Source organism: Actinomadura luzonensis, assembly GCF_022664455.2.
GTDB lineage: Bacteria > Actinomycetota > Actinomycetes > Streptosporangiales > Streptosporangiaceae > Nonomuraea > Nonomuraea luzonensis.
Genome location: NZ_JAKRKC020000001.1, coordinates 3,138,767 through 3,157,928, shown reverse-complemented (window position 1 = coordinate 3,157,928; position 19,162 = coordinate 3,138,767). Strand labels below are relative to the sequence as shown.

Annotated in this window: 16 protein-coding genes; 7 read left to right on the top strand and 9 right to left on the bottom strand. The window is 73.8% G+C overall.

From position 1 onward, the window contains the following. Positions 1-232 precede the first annotated feature (232 nt). The 5 genes from MF672_RS15460 to MF672_RS15440 form a co-directional block, all read right to left on the bottom strand. Entirely contained in the window at positions 233-1,237 is a 1,005-nt protein-coding gene (locus MF672_RS15460) for a PLP-dependent cysteine synthase family protein (protein ID WP_242372016.1), read from the bottom strand. A gap of 85 nt (positions 1,238-1,322) precedes the next feature. Continuing rightward, positions 1,323-1,910: a sugar O-acetyltransferase gene (locus tag MF672_RS15455; RefSeq protein WP_242372018.1), complete on the bottom strand. Its 588-nt coding sequence runs from the start codon at positions 1,908-1,910 to the stop codon at positions 1,323-1,325. Beyond that, positions 1,907-2,659 (bottom strand): MBL fold metallo-hydrolase, encoded by a 753-nt coding sequence (locus tag MF672_RS15450; protein ID WP_242372020.1) that lies wholly within the window; start codon positions 2,657-2,659, stop codon positions 1,907-1,909. Before MF672_RS15450 ends, MF672_RS15455 begins: the two co-directional genes overlap by 4 nt. A gap of 29 nt (positions 2,660-2,688) precedes the next feature. Further along, positions 2,689-4,344 (bottom strand): FAD-dependent oxidoreductase, encoded by a 1,656-nt coding sequence (locus MF672_RS15445; RefSeq protein WP_242372022.1) that lies wholly within the window; start codon positions 4,342-4,344, stop codon positions 2,689-2,691. After that, complete coding sequence (locus MF672_RS15440; protein WP_242372024.1) at positions 4,341-5,846, bottom strand: succinic semialdehyde dehydrogenase; 1,506 nt, start codon at positions 5,844-5,846, stop codon at positions 4,341-4,343. Before MF672_RS15440 ends, MF672_RS15445 begins: the two co-directional genes overlap by 4 nt. A 73-nt stretch (positions 5,847-5,919) precedes the next feature. On the opposite strand from MF672_RS15440, the gene MF672_RS15435 reads away from it, so the two are divergent. From MF672_RS15435 to MF672_RS15420, 3 genes are all read left to right on the top strand, one after another. Next, on the top strand, positions 5,920-8,148 hold the full coding sequence (locus tag MF672_RS15435) for a protein kinase domain-containing protein (protein ID WP_242372025.1): 2,229 nt from the start codon (positions 5,920-5,922) through the stop codon (positions 8,146-8,148). A 31-nt stretch (positions 8,149-8,179) separates the two neighbouring features. Further along, on the top strand, positions 8,180-10,132 hold the full coding sequence (locus MF672_RS15430; RefSeq protein ID WP_242372028.1) for a beta-propeller domain-containing protein: 1,953 nt from the start codon (positions 8,180-8,182) through the stop codon (positions 10,130-10,132). Positions 10,133-10,241: 109 nt separating this feature from the next. Continuing rightward, positions 10,242-11,483 carry a S8 family serine peptidase gene (locus MF672_RS15420; protein ID WP_302893215.1) on the top strand — a complete coding sequence of 414 codons (1,242 nt, stop codon included), beginning with the start codon at positions 10,242-10,244 and terminating at the stop codon, positions 11,481-11,483. 52 nt (positions 11,484-11,535) lie between these two features. Here MF672_RS15420 and MF672_RS15415 read toward each other — a convergent pair whose 3' ends face one another. Together MF672_RS15415 and MF672_RS15410 are read right to left on the bottom strand one after the other, a co-directional pair. Further along, entirely contained in the window at positions 11,536-13,266 is a 1,731-nt protein-coding gene (locus MF672_RS15415) for a glycerol-3-phosphate dehydrogenase/oxidase (RefSeq protein WP_242372030.1), read from the bottom strand. Positions 13,267-13,316: 50 nt separating this feature from the next. After that, positions 13,317-14,087 (bottom strand): DeoR/GlpR family DNA-binding transcription regulator, encoded by a 771-nt coding sequence (locus MF672_RS15410; RefSeq protein ID WP_242372032.1) that lies wholly within the window; start codon positions 14,085-14,087, stop codon positions 13,317-13,319. Positions 14,088-14,214: 127 nt separating this feature from the next. Between MF672_RS15410 and MF672_RS15405 the strand changes: the two genes are divergently transcribed. From MF672_RS15405 to MF672_RS15390, 4 genes are read left to right on the top strand one after another with little or no spacing between them, the layout of a single operon-like run. Beyond that, on the top strand, positions 14,215-15,087 hold the full coding sequence (locus tag MF672_RS15405; protein ID WP_242372034.1) for an SIS domain-containing protein: 873 nt from the start codon (positions 14,215-14,217) through the stop codon (positions 15,085-15,087). After that, positions 15,084-16,217, top strand: coding sequence for an N-acetylglucosamine-6-phosphate deacetylase (nagA, locus tag MF672_RS15400; RefSeq protein ID WP_242372035.1), 1,134 nt, complete (start codon positions 15,084-15,086; stop codon positions 16,215-16,217). Before MF672_RS15405 ends, nagA begins: the two co-directional genes overlap by 4 nt. Further along, positions 16,217-17,116, top strand: a complete 900-nt coding sequence (locus MF672_RS15395) for a 1-phosphofructokinase family hexose kinase (protein ID WP_242372036.1) — start codon at positions 16,217-16,219, stop codon at positions 17,114-17,116. Before nagA ends, MF672_RS15395 begins: the two co-directional genes overlap by 1 nt. Before the next feature lie 9 nt (positions 17,117-17,125). Continuing rightward, positions 17,126-17,950: a class II fructose-bisphosphate aldolase gene (locus MF672_RS15390; protein WP_242372037.1), complete on the top strand. Its 825-nt coding sequence runs from the start codon at positions 17,126-17,128 to the stop codon at positions 17,948-17,950. Here the strand turns inward: MF672_RS15390 and MF672_RS15385 are convergent. Next, positions 17,919-18,374, bottom strand: a complete 456-nt coding sequence (locus MF672_RS15385; protein WP_242372038.1) for a GNAT family N-acetyltransferase — start codon at positions 18,372-18,374, stop codon at positions 17,919-17,921. The two genes, MF672_RS15390 and MF672_RS15385, sit on opposite strands and share 32 nt — an antisense overlap. Beyond that, positions 18,371-19,156, bottom strand: coding sequence for a phosphotransferase (locus MF672_RS15380; RefSeq protein WP_242372039.1), 786 nt, complete (start codon positions 19,154-19,156; stop codon positions 18,371-18,373). Before MF672_RS15380 ends, MF672_RS15385 begins: the two co-directional genes overlap by 4 nt. Between the last annotated feature and the right edge of the window lie 6 nt (positions 19,157-19,162).

Sequence of the window (19,162 nt, the reverse complement as noted above, 5' to 3'; positions counted from 1 at the left end):
GGATGATCATGACGGTGCGGCGGCCCGGCCCGCAACGCCGGCGATCGGCGTCCGGCAGCGCCGAGCGGTGACGCTCGGGCCGTTTCGCTTCCGGAGGCGCACCTTCCAGCCGTGCTGCTCCGGCCATCCGGGGATGTCCTCCCCCACCCCCTTGCACGCTCATCGCAGGCACCGCCTGGTGCGGGCGGGATCGGCGGCGTCGAGCGGCCGTCGTCGAAGAGCCGGCCGGGTGTCAGGCGGTCGTGCGGGTGTGCAGTTCGGCTGTGTAGGGGGCCGGGTCGAGGTTCTTGGCGGCGGTCCAGGTGTCGTCGTGGTACGTGGACAGGTGGCGGGGGGCGGCGTCGCCGATCAGGGAGACGACGGTGCCGGTCTCGCCTCGGGCGCGCATGCGGTCGGCCAACTCCAGGGCCGCCCAGAGGGCCGTGCCTGACGAGGCGCCCACGGGGAGACCGGTGTGGGTGCGGAGGTGGCGGGCGGCGGCGACGGCGGCGGCGTCAGGGACGGGGATGACCAGGTCGACCAGGTCGGGGCGGAAGCCGGGCTCGACGCGGGGGCGGCCGATGCCTTCGACGCGGGAGGGCATGCCGGTGGCGTAGTCGGGGGTGTCGAGGGTCCAGCCGGGGAAGTAGGCGGAGTTGTCGGGGTCGGCGACGGCCACGCGGCTGGGGAGGCCGTGGTCGCGGGCCCAGCGGCCGAGCGTGGCGGAGGTGGCGCCGGTGCCCGCGCCGGTCACCACCCAGGCGGGCGGCTCGCCGAGCTGGGCGAACAGCTCCTCCGCGAGGTCGTGCGGCGTCGCCCGGCCGAACTGGTCGAGGTAGTGGCCGCCGAGCTCGGCGGCGAGGGCGCGGGCGGCGTCGTAGATGGCGAGGGGCGGGGTGCGGAAGCGGCATTCGCCGCCCAGGTCCTCCACCGCGCGGGCGCGGGCCTCGGTGCGTTCGCCGGGCATGATCACGATGTACGGCAGGCCGAGCCGTCGCGCGAACCAGGCCTGGGCGACGGCGGCGTTGCCTCCGGTGGCCTCCACGATCGTCGTGCCCTCCGTCACCAGGCCGTCGGCCACGGCCCGGCGGAACAGGGCGCGGGCGTGGCGGTGCCTGAGGCTGCCGGTGGGCTGCTTCGACTCGTCCTTGAGGAGGAGCCGGATGCCGGGGGCGGCTGGGAGGGGGAGGTCGATCAGGGGGGTGGGGGGTTGTTCGGGGGTGGTCAGGGTGGCGAAGGCGTCGGTGTTCCAGCTCACCCGTCCAAGGGTGGCAGGTCGGGGCGGGAGATGCGCGGCGGTGCCAGGGGTGGGGGCGGAGGCAGGGCGGAGGCAGGGGCGGGGGTCAGAGGGGGCGGAGGACGCGGGCCGGGTTGCCGGCCGCGACGACGCCGGGCGGGATGTCGCGGGTGACGACCGCCCCCGCCCCGACCACGCTGTCGTCGCCGATGCTGACCCCCGGGCACACGATCACGCCACCGCCGAGCCAGACGTTGTCGCCGATGGTGATGGGCTTGGCGGCTTCCAGCTTGTCGCGGCGCGGCTGCGGCTCGACGGGATGGGTGGGGGTCAGGAGCTGCACGCCGGGCCCGATCTGGCAGTCCTCGCCGATGGTGATGGTGGCCACGTCCAGGGCGGTGAGGTTGTAGTTGACGAAGGTGCGGGCGCCGATGTGGATGTTCTCGCCGTAGTCGACGTAGAGCGGCGGCTTGACGTAGGCGTCGGGGCCGAGGGTGCCGAGCACGGTGGCGAGGGTGCGGCGGGCGAGCTCGTGCTCGCCCGCGATGGTCTGCAGCCGGTACGTCTCCAGCAGCGACAGCGCCCGCTGCGCGATGCGGGCGCTGTCGGGGTCGTCGGCGATGTAGAGGTCGCCGGCCAGCATGCGCTCCCGGTTGGTACGCGGGTCCCCCGCGAAGTGGTCCGTGCCGCTCATGCCGAGGATCGTAGATCACCGGTGGTCTCGCCCGGCGCGAGAAGGTGCAGCCGGCCGGGGTGGCCCGCGAACGCCTCGGCGACCGTCTCGCGGCCCTGCGTGAAGTGCGCCCAGTGCTCGAAGTGCAGCGGGACGACGTCCCTGGCGCCGAGGAGCTCGGCGGCGGCCCGCGCGTCCTCGCTGGTGAGCGTCAGGTAGCCGTCGACCAGCGGCGTACGGGCGCCGCCCGCGAACAGCAACGCCACGTCCACCGGCCCCACCCGCCCGGCCACCTCCCTGACGACGTCGAGCGAGGCGTTGTCGCCGCTGACGTACACGGTGGGCAGCCCGGGGCCGGACAGCACGAAGCCGGTCACCTCGCCCACCAGGTGCAGGGTGCCGTCGGGGCCGTGCTGGGCGGGGACGGCGGTGATCCGCACGCCGCCCACCTCGGCGCTCGTCCAGGCGGGCAGGGCGCGGACCGGCGGGCCGAGGCGTTCCGCGGCCGAGGCGGTGGACAGGACGAGGGGCGCGCCGGCCAGGTAGGCGCGGCCGGCCCGGTCCAGGTTGTCCGGGTGCTGGTCGTGGGAGAGGAGGACGGCGTCCACCGGGCCGACGGCGTCCGCGCCGATCGCGGGGCCGGCGGTCTTGGTCAGCGCGCGGTTCCCGATGGGGTAGTCGCCGGGCGCGTCGAAGGTGGGGTCGGTCAGCAGTCGTACGCCGCCGAGCTCCAGCACGGCGGTCGGCCCGCCGACGTAACGGATGTTCATGCCTGTATCGGACACGACGCCGGTGGCCTCTATTCCGGGGGGAGCGCGGCCGGGGCGCCGGCGGGGACGGCCGGGTGGCGGGGACGGACCGGGGCGAGCCGGACGTACGGCGCGCCGAGCGGCGGCCGCGGGTCGGGGTCGCCGGCGTTCGGCCACAGGGACAGGGCGCGTTCGGCCTGGGCGGTGATGGTGAGGGACGGGTTCACGCCCAGGTTGGCGGAGACGGCCGAGCCGTCCACCACGTGCAGCCCCTCGTGCCCGTACACCCGGTGGTACGGGTCGATGACGCCCGTCTCCGGCGAGGAGCCGATCGCGCAGCCGCCGAGGAAGTGGGCCGTGGTCGGGATGTCGAACAGGTCCAGCCACGTCCCCCCGGCCAGCCCGCCGAGCTCGGCGGCGGCGTGCCGGACGGCCTCGTGCCCGGCCGGGATCCAGGTCGGGTTCGGCTCGCCGTGGCCCCGGGAGGAGCGGAGGCCCCAGCGGGTGCGGCGCACCGTGATCGAGTTGTCCTTGGCCTGCATGACCAGCGCGATCACCGTCCGCTCCGACCAGCGCCGCAGGTCGAGCAGGCGCAGGGCGCGCAGCGGCTGCCGGGCGACCTCGCGGGCGAAGGCGCGCAGCCGGTTCTGGCCGCCGTCCACGAGCAGGGTGCGGAGCAGGCCCATGGCGTTGGAGCCGTCGCCGTAGCGGACGGGCTCGATGTGGGTGTCGGCGTCGGGGTGGATGGAGGAGGTGATCGCGACGCCGGTGTTCAGCTTCTCGCCGGAGCGGCCGCGCGGGCGCTCGACGCCGAGCAGGGCCTCGGAGTTGGTCCGGGTGAGCGCGCCGAGCCGGGGCGACAGCCCGGGCAGGACGCCGGTGTCGCGCAGCTTGTGGAGCAGGCGCTGGGTGCCGTACGTGCCCGCCGCGAAGACCACCTGCGCGGCGGTGAACGAGCGCCGCGCCGTGAGCGAGCCCGTGCGCCGGGCCGTCACCTCGTAGCCGCCGGACGGCAGCGGGCGCACCGAGGTGACGGTGCACTCCGGATGGACGCGGGCGCCGGCCCGCTCGGCGAGGTACAGGTAGTTCTCGGTGAGCATGTTCTTGGCGCCGTGGCGGCAGCCGGTCATGCACTGGCCGCACTGGACGCAGCCGCGCCGTGCCGGGCCGGCCCCGCCGAAGTACGGGTCCACGCCGTCCGGCCCGAAGTACACGCCGACGGGCGCGAGGTGGAAGGTGTGGCCCACGCCCATCTTCTCCGCGACCCTGGCCATGATCTCGTCGGCCGGGGTGAAGGCGGGGTTGACGGTGACCCCGAGCATGCGCCTGGCCTGGTCGTAGTGGGGGGCGAGCTCGGCCCGCCAGTCGGTGATGCCCGCCCACTGCGGGTCGGCGAAGAACGGGTCCAGCGGCTCGTACAGCGTGTTCGCGTACACCAGGGACCCGCCGCCGACCCCGGCCCCCGCCAGCACCATCACGCCCGTGCCCCGCTCGCCGCGCAGCACGTGGATGCGCTGGATGCCCTTGAGCCCCAGCCACGGCGCCCACAGGAAGTCGCGGGCCCGCCAGGAGGTGGCGGGCAGGGTGGCGGCGTCGAAGCGGCGGCCGGCCTCCAGCACGCCGACCCGGTAGCCCTTCTCCGCCAGCCGCAGCGCGGCGACGCTGCCGCCGAACCCCGACCCGATGACCAGCACGTCGAAGCTCATCGGAGCCGCAGCCTCCGCATCGCCTTGAGCGTGCCGGCCAGCACCCCGGCCCACGTCTCGGCGGTCAGGTCGAACGGCGGCTCGAAGCCCAGCCAGCCCGCCTGCGAGGCGACGGTCTGGGCATCGGTGTAGCGCAGCAGGCCCTCCGCGCCGTGCCGGCGGCCGAGGCCGGAGGACTTCATGCCGCCCATGGGCGCGTCGTAGGAGGCGTACGCGGAGCCGTACCCCTCGTTGAGGTTGACCGTGCCGGCGTTGAGCCGGGCGGCGAGGGCCCGGCCGCGCGCCAGGTCGCGGGTCCAGACGGAGGCGTTGAGCCCGTAGATCGTGTCGTTGGCCAGCTCCACGGCCTCGTCGTCGGCCGCGAACGGGTAGAGCGCGACGACCGGCCCGAACGTCTCGTTGCGGCACAGCTCCATGTCCTCGGTGACGCCGGTGAGCACGGTCGGCTCGTAGAACAGCGGGCCGAGGTCGGGCCGGGCGCGCCCGCCGGCCAGCAGCGTGGCGCCCTTGGCGAGGGCGTCGTCCACGTGCGCGGCGACCGCGTCGAGCTGCCGCCGCGAGGTGAGCGAGCCCATCTGCACCGACCAGTCGTGTCCGGCGCCCAGTTTGAGGTTCTTGACCTGCTTGACGAAGCGGCGGGCGAAGTCGTCGAAGACGGACTCGTGCACGTACAGGCGCTCGGCCGACAGGCAGAGCTGGCCGGCGTTGGTGAAGCAGGCGCGGAGCGCGCCCTGGACGGCCACGTCGAGGTCGGCGTCGTCGAGCACCAGCATCGGGTTCTTGCCGCCGAGCTCCAGCGAGCAGCCGATGAGCCGCTTGGCCGCCTCCTCGGCGATCTTCCGGCCGCCGCGCGTGGAGCCGGTGAAGGCGACGTAGTCGGCGTGGTCGAGCAGCGCGTCGCCGATGTCGGCGGGCTCGCCCAGCACGACCTGCCAGATCTCGCGCGGCATGCCCAGCTCGGCGAGCAGGTCGATGGTCCAGAGCGTGGAGCGGGCGGTCTGGGTGTCGGGCTTGTGGACGACGGCGTTCCCGGCCAGCAGCGCGGGGACGGTGTCGGTGACGCCGAGCGAGAGCGGGTAGTTCCACGGCGAGATCACCGCCACCACGCCCTTGGGCCTCCGCAGCTCGCTGACCCGGGTGGCGACCGGGAAGATGCCCTGGCGGCGGGCCGGGGCGAGCAGGCGCGCGGCGCGGCGGGCGTAGTAGAGGCTGCACCCGGCGACGTCGAGGACCTCCTCCATCGCGTGCTTGCGGGCCTTGCCGGTCTCGTCCTGGACGAGGTCGAGGATCTCCTCGCGCCGGTCGAGGATCGCGTCGTGCAGGAGCAGGAACGGCTCGGCGCGGGCGGCGGCGGGCCTGGCCGCCCAGGCGGCCTGGGCCGAGCGAGCCCGCCGGTAGGCCGCCGCGACGTCCTCGACGTCGCACAGTGGCAGCTCAGCGATGGTCTCGCCGGTGAAGGGGGAGATGATGTCCTGTGTCCTGCCGCTGGCGGTGACGCGCATGGCAGAAGGATATTCCGCCGGCCTACCCGCCGGTAGTTTTTGCGGATCCGCGCGGTGGCGCAAGAATCACTACATGGCATCCTTCGCTCCGCTACGTCCGGGAGATCCGCAACGGCTGGGGGGCCTGGATCTCCTCGGCCGGCTCGGCGAGGGCGGTCAGGGCGTCGTCTACCTCGCCGAGGACTCCTCGGGCACCCGGGTCGCGGTCAAGTGGCTGCGGCCCGACCTGTCGGGCGACGCCGTGAGCGTGGAGCGGTTCCTGCGCGAGGTCCAGGTGGCCCAGCAGGTCGCGCCGTTCTGCACCGCCGCCGTCCTCGGCACCGGCGTGGAGCAGGACCGGCCGTACATCGTCAGCGAGTACATCGAGGGGCCCTCGCTGCACCGCGTGGTGCAGGAGGAGGGGCCGCGCACCGGGTCGGTGCTGCACCGGCTGGCCATCGGCACGGCCACCGCGCTGGCCGCGATCCACCAGGCCGGCATCGTGCACCGCGACTTCAAGCCGGCCAACGTGATCATCGGCGCGGACGGCGCCCGGGTGATCGACTTCGGCATCGCGCGGGCGCTCAACGCCACCTCGACGATCAGCAGCATGGTCGTGGGGACGCCGTCGTACATGCCGCCCGAGCAGATCATGGGGCACGCCGTCGGGCCGGCCGCCGACATGTTCGCCTGGGGCTCCACGATGGTGTTCGCGGCGTCGGGACGGGCTCCGTTCGGCAGCGACACCATGCCCGCCGTGATCAACCGCGTCCTCAACCAGCAGCCCGACCTGGGCGTGCTGGAGGGCCAGCTGCTCGACGTGGTGGCCGCCTGCCTCAACAAGGACCCTGCGCAGCGGCCCACGGCCGAGCAGGTGATCATGCGCCTGCTGCAGCACCCGGCGCCGAACGCGGGCATCCTCGCCCAGGCCGCCGCCGAGGCCGCCCCCCGCCCTCCGCACCAGGCCCCGCCGCCTCCCCATCCGTCGGGACCACAACACCACCCCCAGCCCTCCGGGCCGTACCAGCCGCAGCCCCCGTACCCCGGCGGCCCCGCGTCGGGCCCGGTCCCCTACCCCCAGCCCGCCGCCCACTCCGGCCCCGTCCCGCCGCCGCCCCACCAGCCGTGGCAGCCGCCGCACCCCCCGTACGGCCAGACCACCCACCCCAGCATGTACGGCGGCGGCCCCCAGGAGCCCAGGCGCAGGAGCCGCGGCCCGCTGATCGCCGGCGTCACCGCCGCCGTCGCGTTACTGGTGCTCGCCGGCGTGATCGTGATCGTCACCCTGGACAGGTCCGCCGGCACCGGCACGGCCGCCTCCGGCTCTCCCACCGGCTCTCCCACCGGCTCCTCCGGCCGCCCCCGGCAGAGCACGCCGAGCACGCCGGCCCCGGTGGCCGACGTCCCGCGCACCGGCACGAAGAAGACGCTCCCCGGCGGCGACATCCACCTGTACGAGAACCCGGGCGACGCCATCGTCCTGACCTCCTACGAGGTCTACGACAAGAAGAAGGACGACTGGGTCGACTACGCCAGGAACTCCCTGCGCGGCCCGTACACCAAGTACGCGGGCAACTGGGAGTCCATGGTCTCCCCCGACGGCCGCTACCTGGCCGGCCGGGGCCGCGACTACAGCTCCGACGACTACGACTTCGTCGTCGTCACCGACCGCACCACCGGCGAGCGCTCGACGATCAAGACCGTGAAGTCCCCGCTGATCAGCAGCATGCGGGCCTGGTCGAAGGACGGCTCGAAGATCCTGTTCAACATCGAGCGCAAGACCGGCGCCGACAAGTGGGTCTACCTGGGCTTCGTCATCGTGGACGTGGCCGCGCAGAAGGCCACCACGGTCAACGTCAGCGACACCGCCGTCCGCGACACCGCCTTCGGCTGGGACGCCGACGACGAGGGCGTGGTCAACGTCTACGGCGGCAAGAACGACCAGGGCCTGCGCTTCTTCGACCTGAACGGCAAGGCCACCCGCTCGCTGCCCGGCATCGGCTCGTTGTCGGCCGGCACCCAGGACATCTTCTCGCCCTCCGGCAGGTCGTTCGTCACCGACTGCCCGGGCGGCGGCGACGGCGACCACTGCATCTGGGACACCGCGTCCGGCAAGCGGGTGCGCAAGTTCGGCTCCGACTGCGACAAGGTGCTCGGCTTCTACGACGAGACCCACCTCTACTGCTGGGAGCAGGACAACAACGACGCCGACGAGATCCAGGTCATCGACTTCACCGGCGCGCTGCTGCGCAAGCTGCTGGAGGTGCCGGACGATCTGGACTTCAGCCCCGCCTTCACCGTCAACCCGCAGCGAGGCTCCTGAACCATCCGGCCCCGCCGCCCGTGATGAGGTCATGAAGACGTTGATCCGCACGGCCGCCGCCGTCGCCGCGCTGGCGACGGCGGCGGCCGCCTGCACCCCGGCGGCCGAGGACGAGCCCGCCCGGCCGAAGCCGGTCTCGCTGGGCGCGGTCCGCCTGGTGGCCTACACGAGCTGCGACGACCTGCTGGCGGGGCTGCGCGAGCACACGGCGCGCAACGTGAGCGCGTACGGGCTGGGCAACGTGTTCCCGATGGCGATGGCGCGGGAGGACACCGCGTCGGTGGCGAAGGCGGAGTCGACCCCCGAGCACTCCACGACGAACGTGCACGAGGCCGGCGTGGACGAGCCGGACCTGGTCAAGACCGACGGCGACCGCGTGGTCACGGTCACGAACGGCACCCTGCGCGTGGTCGACACCGCGACCCGCGAGGTGACGGGCTCGCTCGACCTGACCGAGGGGGACCAGCGCTTCTACGCGCCCGCCGACCTGCTGCTGTCCGGCGACCGGGCGCTGGTGCTGTTCCGCGGCTACGGCGACGTCATGGTCAAGACGACCGGCCTGGTCCCGGCGGGCGACACCCGGTACGTGCTGGTGGACCTGGCCGGGGCGCGGCCGAAGGTGATCGGCACGGTCAAGCCGCAGGGCACGTACGTGGACGCGAGGATGGTCGGCTCGACGGTCCGGATCGTCACCCGCAGCCAGCCGGAGATCGAGTTCCCCCAGCCCGGGGAGAAGTCGACGGAGGCCGACCTGCTCAAGGCCAACCAGGAGACGGTCCGCCGGGCCCCGCTGCAGGCGTGGCTGCCGAAGGTGCAGATCACCGACGCCGCGGGCCGCACCACGGACGGCACGGTGCCGTGCGAGCGGATCAGCCACCCGGCCGACTACACGGGGACGTCCCTGCTGACCGTCCACACCCTGGACCTGTCGAAGGGCCTGACCGGCGCGGGCACCGACCCGATCGCGCTGGCCGCCGACGGCGACATCGTCTACGGCACCGGCACCAGCCTGTACGTCGCCAGCAACCCCCGCTGGTGGTGGCCGCTGCCGCCGGCCCCGGTCGAGGAGACCCCGGCGAAGCCCAGCGGCGACGCCCCGGCCGAGGAGCCCACCCCGAGCGAGCCGGCGCCGACGCCGACCGCGCCGCCGGAGGAGACCGAGATCCACCGCTTCGACGTCACCGCGCCGGGCGCGCCGTCGTACGTGGCCTCGGGCAAGGTCGCCGGGCGGCTGCTGAACCAGTACTCGCTCTCGGAGTACGAGGGCCACCTGCGCGCCGCCACCACGATCGTCTCCCCCGACGGGCGCGGCAGCTCCAGCACGGTGCACGTGCTCGACGCCCGCACGCTGGCGCGGACCGGCGAGGTCGGCGGCCTGGGCGAGGGCGAGCGCATCTACTCGGTGCGCTTCATCGGCCCGGCGGGCTACTGCGTCACCTTCCGCCAGGTGGACCCGCTCTACGCCCTCGACCTGCGCGACCCGGCCGCGCCGAAGGTGACCGGCGAGCTGAAGATCACCGGGTACTCGGCGTACCTGCATCCCGGGGCGGCGGGGCGGCTGATCGGGATCGGGCAGGAGGCCAGCGAGAAGGGCCGCACGCTGGGCACGCAGATCTCGCTGTTCGACGTCAGCGACCCGGCCGCGCCGCGCCGGCTGTCGCAGTTGTTCCAGCGGGACTCCGGCTCGGAGGCCGAGTGGGACCCGCACGCGTTCCTGTACTGGCCGAAGACCGGCCTGTCGGTGGTCCCGCTGTACCAGCAGAACGAGTCGGGCGCGCTCGTGCTGCGAATCGGCGACTCCGGCGTCGAGCGGCTGGGCATGATCAAGCACCCGGAGCACCGGCAGAACGGCGACCAGCCATACCAACCCGGCATTCAACGCTCCATGGTGATCGGCTCCTCAATCTGGACGTTGTCCCAGGACGGGCTGCAGGTCAACGACGCCGCGACGCTCGCCGCGCAGGCGTGGGTCCCCTTCCGATAAAGACCGAAAGCGGCTATCGGACAGCACCTTCATGGACATGCCCGACAAGTCGTGAAAGCTTTGCTGACAGCAAGTGTCCGATCTTCGTCGAGAAAGGGCTCACGCTGCCATGCGACCACTCACCCCCCTGCTCGCATTGCTCGCCGGCGCGCTCGCGTTACCCCTGACGCCGCTCGGCGCCACGGCCGCCGCCGCACCCGACGGCACCTACATCGTGCAGCTCAAGCCGTTCACACGGGAGGCGCCGCGCAGCCTCGCCCAGGACCAGGCCGCCCGCTACGGCGGCCAGGTCGTCGGCGTCTACGAGCACGCCTTCAAGGGCTACACCGCCCAGCTCAGCGCCGCCGCGGCCGAGCAGCTCAAGAGCAACCCCAACGTGCTCAGCGTCGAGCCCGACGCCGAGGTCCACACCTTCGCCCAGACCGTCCCCACCGGCGTCCGGCGGATCTTCGGCCCGAGCAACCCCCACCTCGACATCGACGGCACGGACGACGTCCGCGTCGACACCGACGTCGCGGTGGTCGACACCGGCGTCGACTACACCCACCCCGACCTCAACGTGGTGGCCCGCGCCAACTGCCAGACCGGCCTCTGCGTCAACAACTCCGGCAACGACGACAACGGCCACGGCTCGCACGTCGCGGGCATCATCGGCGCCATCGACAACGGCATCGGCTCGGTCGGCGTCGCCCCCGGCGCCCGCATCCACGCGGTGAAGGTGCTCAACGCCTCCGGCTCGGGCACCCTGTCGGCCATCGCCGCCGGCCTCGACTGGGTGGTGGCCCGCGCCGCGACCATCGAGGTCATCAACCTCAGCCTGGGCTGCAGCGGCTGCTCCAGCAGCGCGATCAGCAACGCCATCACCAACGCCACCAACGCCGGCATCGTGGTCGTCGTGGCCGCCGGCAACAGCCACGCCAACACCTCCGGCTTCTTCCCGGCCAACCACCCCGACGTGGTCACCGTCTCGGCGCTGACCGACAACGACGGCCTGCCCGGCGGCCTCGGCGGCAACCGGCTCTCCTGCCGCAGCGAGACCGACCAGGACGACACCTCGGCCTTCTACTCCAACTACGGCTCCACCGTCGAGATCACCGCGCCCGGCACCTGCATCTACTCGACCTGGCGCAACGGCGGCTACAACACGATCAGCGGCACCTCGATGGCCAGCCCGCACGTGGCGGGCGCGGCCGGCATCCTCACCGCGGGCAGCCGCAAGCCCACCAGCCGGGCGGGCGCGCTGGCCGTGCGCAGCACGCTGATCAGCAGCGGCAACCTCAACTGGACCGACGACTCGGGCGACGGCGTCAAGGAGCCGCTGCTCGACGTGCACGACTCCGCGATCTACTGATCCGGCGGGCGGGCGGCCGCACCGGGCCGCCCGCCTCACCCGGGCTCGGGGCTCACTCCGGGAGGACGACGGGGACGATCTCCGGCGCGCCCAGCCGGATCGCGTCCGCCTCCTGGTCGGAGTCCTGCTCCTGGGAGCGGCGTTCGGCCTCGACGCGTTTGGTGAAGTACTCGACCTCCCGCTTGACCTGCTCGTCGTCCCAGCCGAGCGGGCCGGCCAGCAGCTCGGCGGCCTCCTGCGCCACCGCCTGGCCCCGGTGGAAGGTCTCGATGGAGATGTGCGTGCGCCGGGTCAGCACGTCGTTGAGGTGCCGGGCGCCCTCGTGCGTGGCGGCGTGCACGACCTCGGCGCGCAGGTAGTCGTCGGCCCCGGTCAGCGGCCGGGCCAGCGACGGGTCGCGCTCGATCACCTCCAGCACCTCGTCGATGAGCGAGCCGTACCGCTGGAGCAGGTGCTCGATCCTGGCCACGTGCAGCCCGGAGGTGTGGGCGAGGCGGTGGCGGGAGTTCCACAGCGCCTGGTAGCCCTCCGCGCCCACCAGCGGGACCCGGTCGGTGCACGAGGGCGGCACCCGCTGGTCGAGGCCGTGCGCCACGGCGTCGACGGCGTCGCGGGCCATCACCCGGTACGTGGTGTACTTGCCGCCCGCGATCATCACCAGCCCCGGCACCGGATGCGCGACCACGTGCTCCCGCGACAGCTTGGAGGTCTCCTCGGACTCCCCCGACAGCAGCGGGCGCAGCCCGGCGTAGACGCCCTCCACGTCGTCGCGGGTCAGCGGCACCGACAGCACGGCGTTGACGTGGTCGAGCAGGTAGTCGATGTCGGTGCGGGAGGCCGCCGGGTGCGACTTGTCGAGCGTCCAGCGGGTGTCGGTGGTGCCGATGATCCAGTGGCGGCCCCACGGGATGACGAACAGCACCGACTTCTCGGTGCGCAGGATGATCCCGGTCAGCGAGTGGATGCGGTCGCGCGGCACCACCAGATGGATGCCCTTGGACGCCCGGACGTGGATCTGGCCGCGCCCGCCCACCAGCTCCTGGATGTCGTCGGTCCACACGCCGGTCGCGTTGACCACCTGCTGGGCCCGGATCTCCAGCTCCGCGCCCGTCTCCAGGTCGCGCGCCCGCACGCCGGTGACCCGCTCGCCCTCGCGCAGGAACCCGACGACCTGCGTGCGCGGGGCGACGTGCGCGCCGTACGTGGCCGCCGTACGGAGCATGGTCATCACGTAGCGGGCGTCGTCCACCTGCGCGTCCCAGTACTGGACGGCGCCGGTGAAGGCGCTCTTCTTCAGCGCCGGGGCCAGCCGCAGCGCCCGCGAGCGCGACAGGTGCCGGTGGCCCGGCACGCCTCTGGTCAGGCCGGTGGCGAAGCCGAGCGTGTCGTACAGGGCCACGCCCGCGCCCACGTATGGCCGCTCCCACAGGTGGTGCGTCATCGGGAACAGGAAGGGCACCGGCCGCACCAGGTGCGGCGCGATGCGCTGGAGCAGCAGCGAGCGCTCCTGCAACGCCTCGCGCACCAGCTCGAAGTTGAGCTGCTCCAGGTAGCGCAGGCCACCGTGGATCAGCTTGGAGGAGCGCGAGGACGTGCCGGAGGCGAAGTCCCTCGCCTCGACCAGGCCGACGTCCAGGCCGCGGGTGGCCGCGTCGAGCGCGACGCCCGCCCCCACCACGCCGCCGCCGACCACGACCACGTCGAGCTCCCGCGCGGCCATGCGCTCCAGAGCCGCCGCCCGCTCGGCCGGCCCTAGCCGGGCCGCGCCCATCCCCGACGCCATGACACCCCCTGAGTACGTCCTGAGGCTCCCTACATACCCAGGACGCGCACTCAGGCGCGCACCACCTTGACCCCGGCGTCGCTGAGCCCGCCCGCCAGCTCGTCGGAGAGCCGGTCGTCGGTGACCAGCGTGTCGATCTGGCCGGCCGGGCAGATGCGGGAGAAGGCCCGCTTGCCGACCTTGGAGGAGTCGGCCACCACGACGACCTGCGCGGCCCGGCTGATCAGCAGGTTGTTGACGCTGGCCTCGCCCTCGTGGTGCGCGGAGGCGCCCACCTCGACGTCGAGGGCGTCCACGCCGAGGAAGGCCACGTCGAGCGTCACCTGCTCCAGCACCCCTGAGGCCAGCGGGCCGATCAGCTCGTACGACTGCGGCCGCGCCACCCCGCCGGTCACCACGATCTTGACGTGCTGGCGGACGGTCAGCTCGGCGGCGATGTTGAGCGCGTTCGTGACGACCGTGAAGCCGCTCTCCAGCGCGGGCCGGGTGGCCAGCGTGCGGGCCAGCTCGGACGTCGTGGTGCCGCCGTTGAGCCCGACCACCGCGCCCGGCTGGACCAGCTCGGCCGCCGCGGCCGCGATGCGGTGCTTCTCGTCGGCGTGCCGGGCGGTCTTGTAGCGCAGCGGCAGGTCGTAGCTGACGCTCTGCGCGACCGCGCCGCCCCGGGTGCGCATGAGCATCTGCTGCTGCGCGAGCTGGTCGAAATCCCGCCGGATGGTCGCGGTGGACACCTCGAGCGCCTGCGCCGCCTCCTCCACCGACAGCCGGCCCTCCTGCGCGAGCAGTTCGAGGATGGCGTTCCAGCGGTCGTAGCGGGACACGGGGCCTCCTAGCGGATGTGGTCAGGAGCAAGCGTGGCACACCGGGCGGACTGGAGCCACCACTGCCCAATCTTGCGCTTTCCTGCTATAAACGAAGCAGAAACAATCAATCTAGGGGAGGCCCCGGGTGACCACCCACACCGAAGCCGAGATCGCGTCCCAGCCGGAGTGCTGGCGGCGGGCCGTCGCCGACGTCCCCGCGGGCGCTCTGCCGCGCGAGGGCGAGCGGGTCGCCGTGGTCGGCTGCGGCACCTCCTGGTTCATCGCGATGGCCTACGCCGCGCTCCGCGAGCGCGCCGGGCACGGCGAGACCGACGCGTTCGCCGCCTCCGAGTTCCCCACCGGCCGCGCCTACGACCGGGTGCTCGCGCTGACCCGCTCCGGCACCACCACGGAGGTGCTGGAGCTGCTGGCCCGCGTCAGCACGCCGGCCACCGCCATCACCGCCGACCCCCGCACGCCGATCATGCGGGCCGCCGGCGAAGTGATCGTGCTCGACTACGCCGACGAGCGCTCGGTCGTGCAGACCAGGTTCGCCACCACGCAGCTCGCGCTGCTGCGCGCCTCGCTCGGCGAGGACCTCACCCGGGCCGTCGCCGACGCCGAGCGGGCCGTCGCCGACCCCCTGCCCGCCGAGCTGGTCGAGGCCGAGCAGTTCAGCTTCCTCGGCACCGGCTGGACGGTCGGGCTGGCGCAGGAGGCCGCTCTCAAGATGCGCGAGGCGTCCCGCTCCTGGACGGAGGCGTACCCGGCGATGGAGTACCGCCACGGCCCGATCAGCATCGGCGCGCCCGGCCGCGTCACCTGGATGCTCGGCGCCGCCCCCGAGGGCCTGCGCGCCCAGGTCGAGCAGACCGGCGCGACGTTCGTGGAGAGCGACCTCGACCCGATGGCCGAGCTGATCCGCGCCCAGCGCGTGGCCGTCGCCCGCGCCTTCGCCCGCGGCCTCGACCCCGACGAGCCCATGCACCTCACGCGATCTGTGATCCTTTCCCCATGAGCCTTACTCTCGCCGACGCCAGGATCGTGACTCCCGAGGGAGTGCACGAGGGGTGGCTGACCATCGAAGACGGCCGCATCACGCATGTCGGCTCCGGAAGCGCCCCCGGGCCGGGCCTGAGCGTGGGCGGGCGGCACGTCGTGCCCGGCTTCGTCGACGTGCACAACCACGGGGGCGCCGGCGGCTCCTTCCCCACCGGCGACCTCGACCAGGCGCGGCAGGCCGTGGCGCTGCACCGGCGACACGGCACCACCACGATGATGGCGAGCCTGGTCACCGCCGCCCCCGAGGGCCTGGCCAGGGCGGCGACGGCGCTGGCGGAGCTGTGCGAGGAGGGGCTGCTGGCGGGCATCCACTTCGAGGGCCCGTACATCGCGCCCGGCCGGTGCGGGGCGCACGATCCCACGCTGCTGCGCGAGCCGTCGCCGGAGGAGTTCGCCGGGCTGGTCAAGGCGGGGCGCGGGCACGTGCGCATGCTGACGATCGCGCCCGAGCTGCCCGGGGCGCTGGAGACGATCCGATCGGCGGCGGCCGAGGGCGTGATCGCCGCGATCGGCCACAGCGACGCCGACTACGAGCGCACGATCGAGGGCATCGAGGCGGGCGCGAGCGTGGCGACGCACCTGTACAACGCGATGCCGCCGCTCGGGCACCGGGCGCCGGGCCCGATCGCGGCGCTGCTCGACGACGAGCGCGTCACGGTCGAGCTGATCAACGACGGCGTGCACGTGCATCCGGCGATGTTGCGGCTGGCGTACGAGGTGGCCGGGCCGGGCCGGACGGTGCTCGTCACCGACGCCATGTCGGCCGCCGGGCTGGGCGACGGCGACTACCTGCTCGGCTCGATGCGGGTGCGGGTGGACGACGGCGTGGCGCGGCTGGTGGAGGGCGGCTCGATCGCGGGCTCCACGCTGACCATGGACGTCGCCTTCCGCCGGGCCGTGCGCGAGCTGGGCCTGTCGCTGCCCGACGCGGTGCAGGTGGCCTCGCTGACGCCGGCGCGGGTGCTGGGCCTGGCGGGCCGCATCGGCTCGATCGGCGTCGGCAAGGCCGCCGACCTGGTGGTGCTCTCGCCCGAGCTGGAGGTGGACGGGGTCATGAAGGACGGCGTCTGGATCACGGAGCCCTGATGATCCTCACGGTGACGCTCAACATGGCGCTCGACGTGACCTACGAGGTGCCCGCCGTCGACTGGGACGGCGTCAACCGGGTCGGCGGGGTGCACCGGCGGGCGGGCGGCAAGGGCGTCAACGTGGCCCGCGTGCTGGCCGCGCTCGGCCAGGAGGTGCTGGTCACCGGCCTGGCCGGCGGGCCGACCGGGCGGGCGATCGAGGCGGACCTGCGGGCGGCGGAGCTGCCCAGCGCGGTGTTCGCGATCGAGGGCGACTCGCGCACGACGCTGGCGGTCAGGGAGACCGGCGGCGCGGCCCGCACGGCGTTGTTCAACGAGCCGGGGCCGGAGGTGGCGGCGGACGAGCTGGCGGCCTTCACCCGGCACTACGCGGCGCTGGCCGCCCGCGCCGACGTGGTGGTGTTGTCGGGCAGCCTGCCGCGCGGCGTGCCGGCCGACTTCTACGCCACGCTGAGCGCTCTGGTGCCGGCGCCCGTCATCGTCGACGCCGACGGCGACCCGCTGCGGCACGCGCCGAAGGGCCGCCCGTCGGTGGTCAAGCCCAACGCCGAGGAGCTGGCCAGGGCCGTGCCGGGCCCGCCGGACCGGGGCGCGGAGGTGCTGCGCGGCGAGGGCGCCGAGTCGGTCGTGGTGTCGCTGGGCGCGGGCGGGCTGCTGGCGGTGACCGGCGAGGGAACGTTCCGGGCGCGGATGCCGTACACCGTGCGCGGCAACCCGACGGGCGCGGGCGACTCGCTGGTGGCCGGGCTGGCGCTGGGCCTGGTCGAGGCGGCCCCGTGGCCGGAGCGGCTGCGGCGGGCGGCGGCGCTCGGGGCGGCGGCGGTGGCCGCGCCGGTGGCCGGCGACTTCGACCGCGGCGTCTACGACGACATCCATCCCCAGATCGTCATCACGTAAGGAGCGACCATGCCCCTCGCCGCCATCGGCGACCTCGTCCGGCAGTCACCCGCGGGGGTGGGTGCCTTCAACGTGATCCAGCTCGAGCACGCCAGTGCCATCGTGGCCGGCGCCGAGGCCCTGGGCCTGCCGGTCGTGCTGCAGATCAGCGAGAACTGCGTGCGTTACCACGGGGCGCTGGAGCCGGTCGCGCTGGCCGCGCTGGCCGTGGCCCGGCGCGCCGCGGTGCCGGTCGCGGTGCACCTCGACCACGCCACCGACCGCGCGCTGGTGGAGGAGGCGGTGGGGCTGGGGCTGGGGTCGGTCATGTTCGACGCCTCGGCCCTGCCCGACGAGGACAACGTGCGGGCCACGGCCGAGGTGGCGGCGTGGTGCCACGAGCGCGGCGTGTGGGTGGAGGCGGAGCTGGGCGAGGTCGGCGGCAAGGACGGCGTGCACGCGCCGGGCGCCCGCACCAAGCCGCACGAGGCGGTCGAGTACGTGCGGCGCACCGGCGTGGACGCGCTCGCCGTGGCCGTCGGCACCTCACACGCCATGACCACCAAGGACGCCGTCCTGGACCTGGAGCTCATCGCCGAGCTGCGGGCCGCGGTGCCGGTGCCGCTGGTGCTGCACGGCTCGTCGGGCGTGCCGGACGAGGTGCTGCGGGCGGCCGTGCGGCAGGGCATGAAGAAGATCAACATCGCGACGCACCTCAACAAGGCGTTCACCGGCGCGATCCGCGACTACCTGGAGCACGACCCGCGCGTGGTCGACCCGCGCAAGTACGTCAAGGCGGGCCGCGACGCGGTGGCCCGCGAGGTCAGCCACCTGCTGGGGGTGCTGCAGGGCTGAGCTCCTTGCGCATGAGGACGGCCGAGCGGCCCTCGACGCCGATCCTGCCGGTCTCGGCGTAGCCGAGCGAGGCGTACAGGGCGATGTTGGACGTCATCCTGACGTTGGTGTAGAGGCGCAGCGCGGGCAGGCCGAGCCGGCGCGCCTCCCGCTCGGCGTAGGCCAGCAGGCCGCGCCCGATGCCCTGGCCGTGGCTGTCGGGCCGGACGGCGACGTTGTCGACCAGCAGCGCGCCGTCCTCGGGCACGAGCACGATCAGCCCGCGCAGGTCGTCGGTGACGTGCACCCGGCGGGCGGCGATGAGTGCGCCGTAGTCGGCGTCCATGGGCAGGGGGCGCATGCCGACGACGGGGATCCACGGCTCGTAGGCGTCGCGCACGAGCTGTTCGACGGCGGTCAGGTCGTCGGGTCCGGCGAGTCTCACGCGCCCAATGTTGCCAGCACCCGCTCGGCCTGGCGATCGAAGGTGCCGGGCGGGTTGCGCGGGTCGGCGGGGTCGTCGTGGGAGAGCAGGAACAACCAGACCAGGGTGTGCGCCTTGCGGCACTCGCGCAGCCGGCGCTCCTCCTGGGGGCTCAGCTCGAAGCGGCGGGCGATCTCCAGGTCGCCGTCCACCCACATCGACACGTGCTCGGCCAGCTCGGCCAGCTCGTAGGCGAGGTCGCTGCGGCCGGAGTCCTCGAAGTCGACGATGCGCACCCGGCTGCCGTCCCACAGGAAGTTCGCGAGGTTGCCGTCGCCCGCCCCGAAGACGGGCGTGACGCCGGACTCGCCCGGCCGCCAGCCCGCCAGCCAGCGCAGCCCCTCCCGGACGGCGCGGTCGGCGAGCGGGCCGCGGGGCCGCCAGCGCGCTCCCTGGAGCCGGATCCAGTCGCAGACCGCCTCGCGCTGCCAGGGCCGCACCGGGACGTCCCGCAGCACCCGGGCCGGGACGGCGGCGTGCAGCTCGGCCAGCGCGTCGGCCAGGGCGGCGGCGTGCTCGCCGGGGGCCGGCAGGCCGCGCAGCGGCACCCCGTCGAGGCGGCTCATGGACACCACGCCCGCCTCGAACGCGATCGGCCGCGGCGCGAGCCCCGGCGCGTGCTCGGCCAGCAGGGTCAGCGCCCGCCACTCCCGCTCGGCCGCGCCCGGCTTGGTGCCGAGGTAGCGCTTGGTGACGACGTCGCCGTCGTAGGCCACCTCGTGGGTGTGCTGAAGATCGGGCACCGCAGC

Coding starts and splice junctions, on each gene's coding strand:
- MF672_RS15455 (WP_242372018.1), bottom strand. CDS start 1,910: ATGAGCGGCACGGACCACTTCGCGGGGGACCCGCGTACCAACCGGGAG.
- MF672_RS15450 (WP_242372020.1), bottom strand. CDS start 2,659: ATGAACATCCGTTACGTCGGCGGGCCGACCGCCGTGCTGGAGCTCGGC.
- MF672_RS15445 (WP_242372022.1), bottom strand. CDS start 4,344: ATGAGCTTCGACGTGCTGGTCATCGGGTCGGGGTTCGGCGGCAGCGTC.
- MF672_RS15440 (WP_242372024.1), bottom strand. CDS start 5,846: ATGCGCGTCACCGCCAGCGGCAGGACACAGGACATCATCTCCCCCTTC.
- MF672_RS15435 (WP_242372025.1), top strand. CDS start 5,920: ATGGCATCCTTCGCTCCGCTACGTCCGGGAGATCCGCAACGGCTGGGG.
- MF672_RS15430 (WP_242372028.1), top strand. CDS start 8,180: ATGAAGACGTTGATCCGCACGGCCGCCGCCGTCGCCGCGCTGGCGACG.
- MF672_RS15420 (WP_302893215.1), top strand. CDS start 10,242: ATGCGACCACTCACCCCCCTGCTCGCATTGCTCGCCGGCGCGCTCGCG.
- MF672_RS15415 (WP_242372030.1), bottom strand. CDS start 13,266: ATGGCGTCGGGGATGGGCGCGGCCCGGCTAGGGCCGGCCGAGCGGGCG.
- nagA (WP_242372035.1), top strand. CDS start 15,084: ATGAGCCTTACTCTCGCCGACGCCAGGATCGTGACTCCCGAGGGAGTG.
- MF672_RS15395 (WP_242372036.1), top strand. CDS start 16,217: ATGATCCTCACGGTGACGCTCAACATGGCGCTCGACGTGACCTACGAG.
- MF672_RS15390 (WP_242372037.1), top strand. CDS start 17,126: ATGCCCCTCGCCGCCATCGGCGACCTCGTCCGGCAGTCACCCGCGGGG.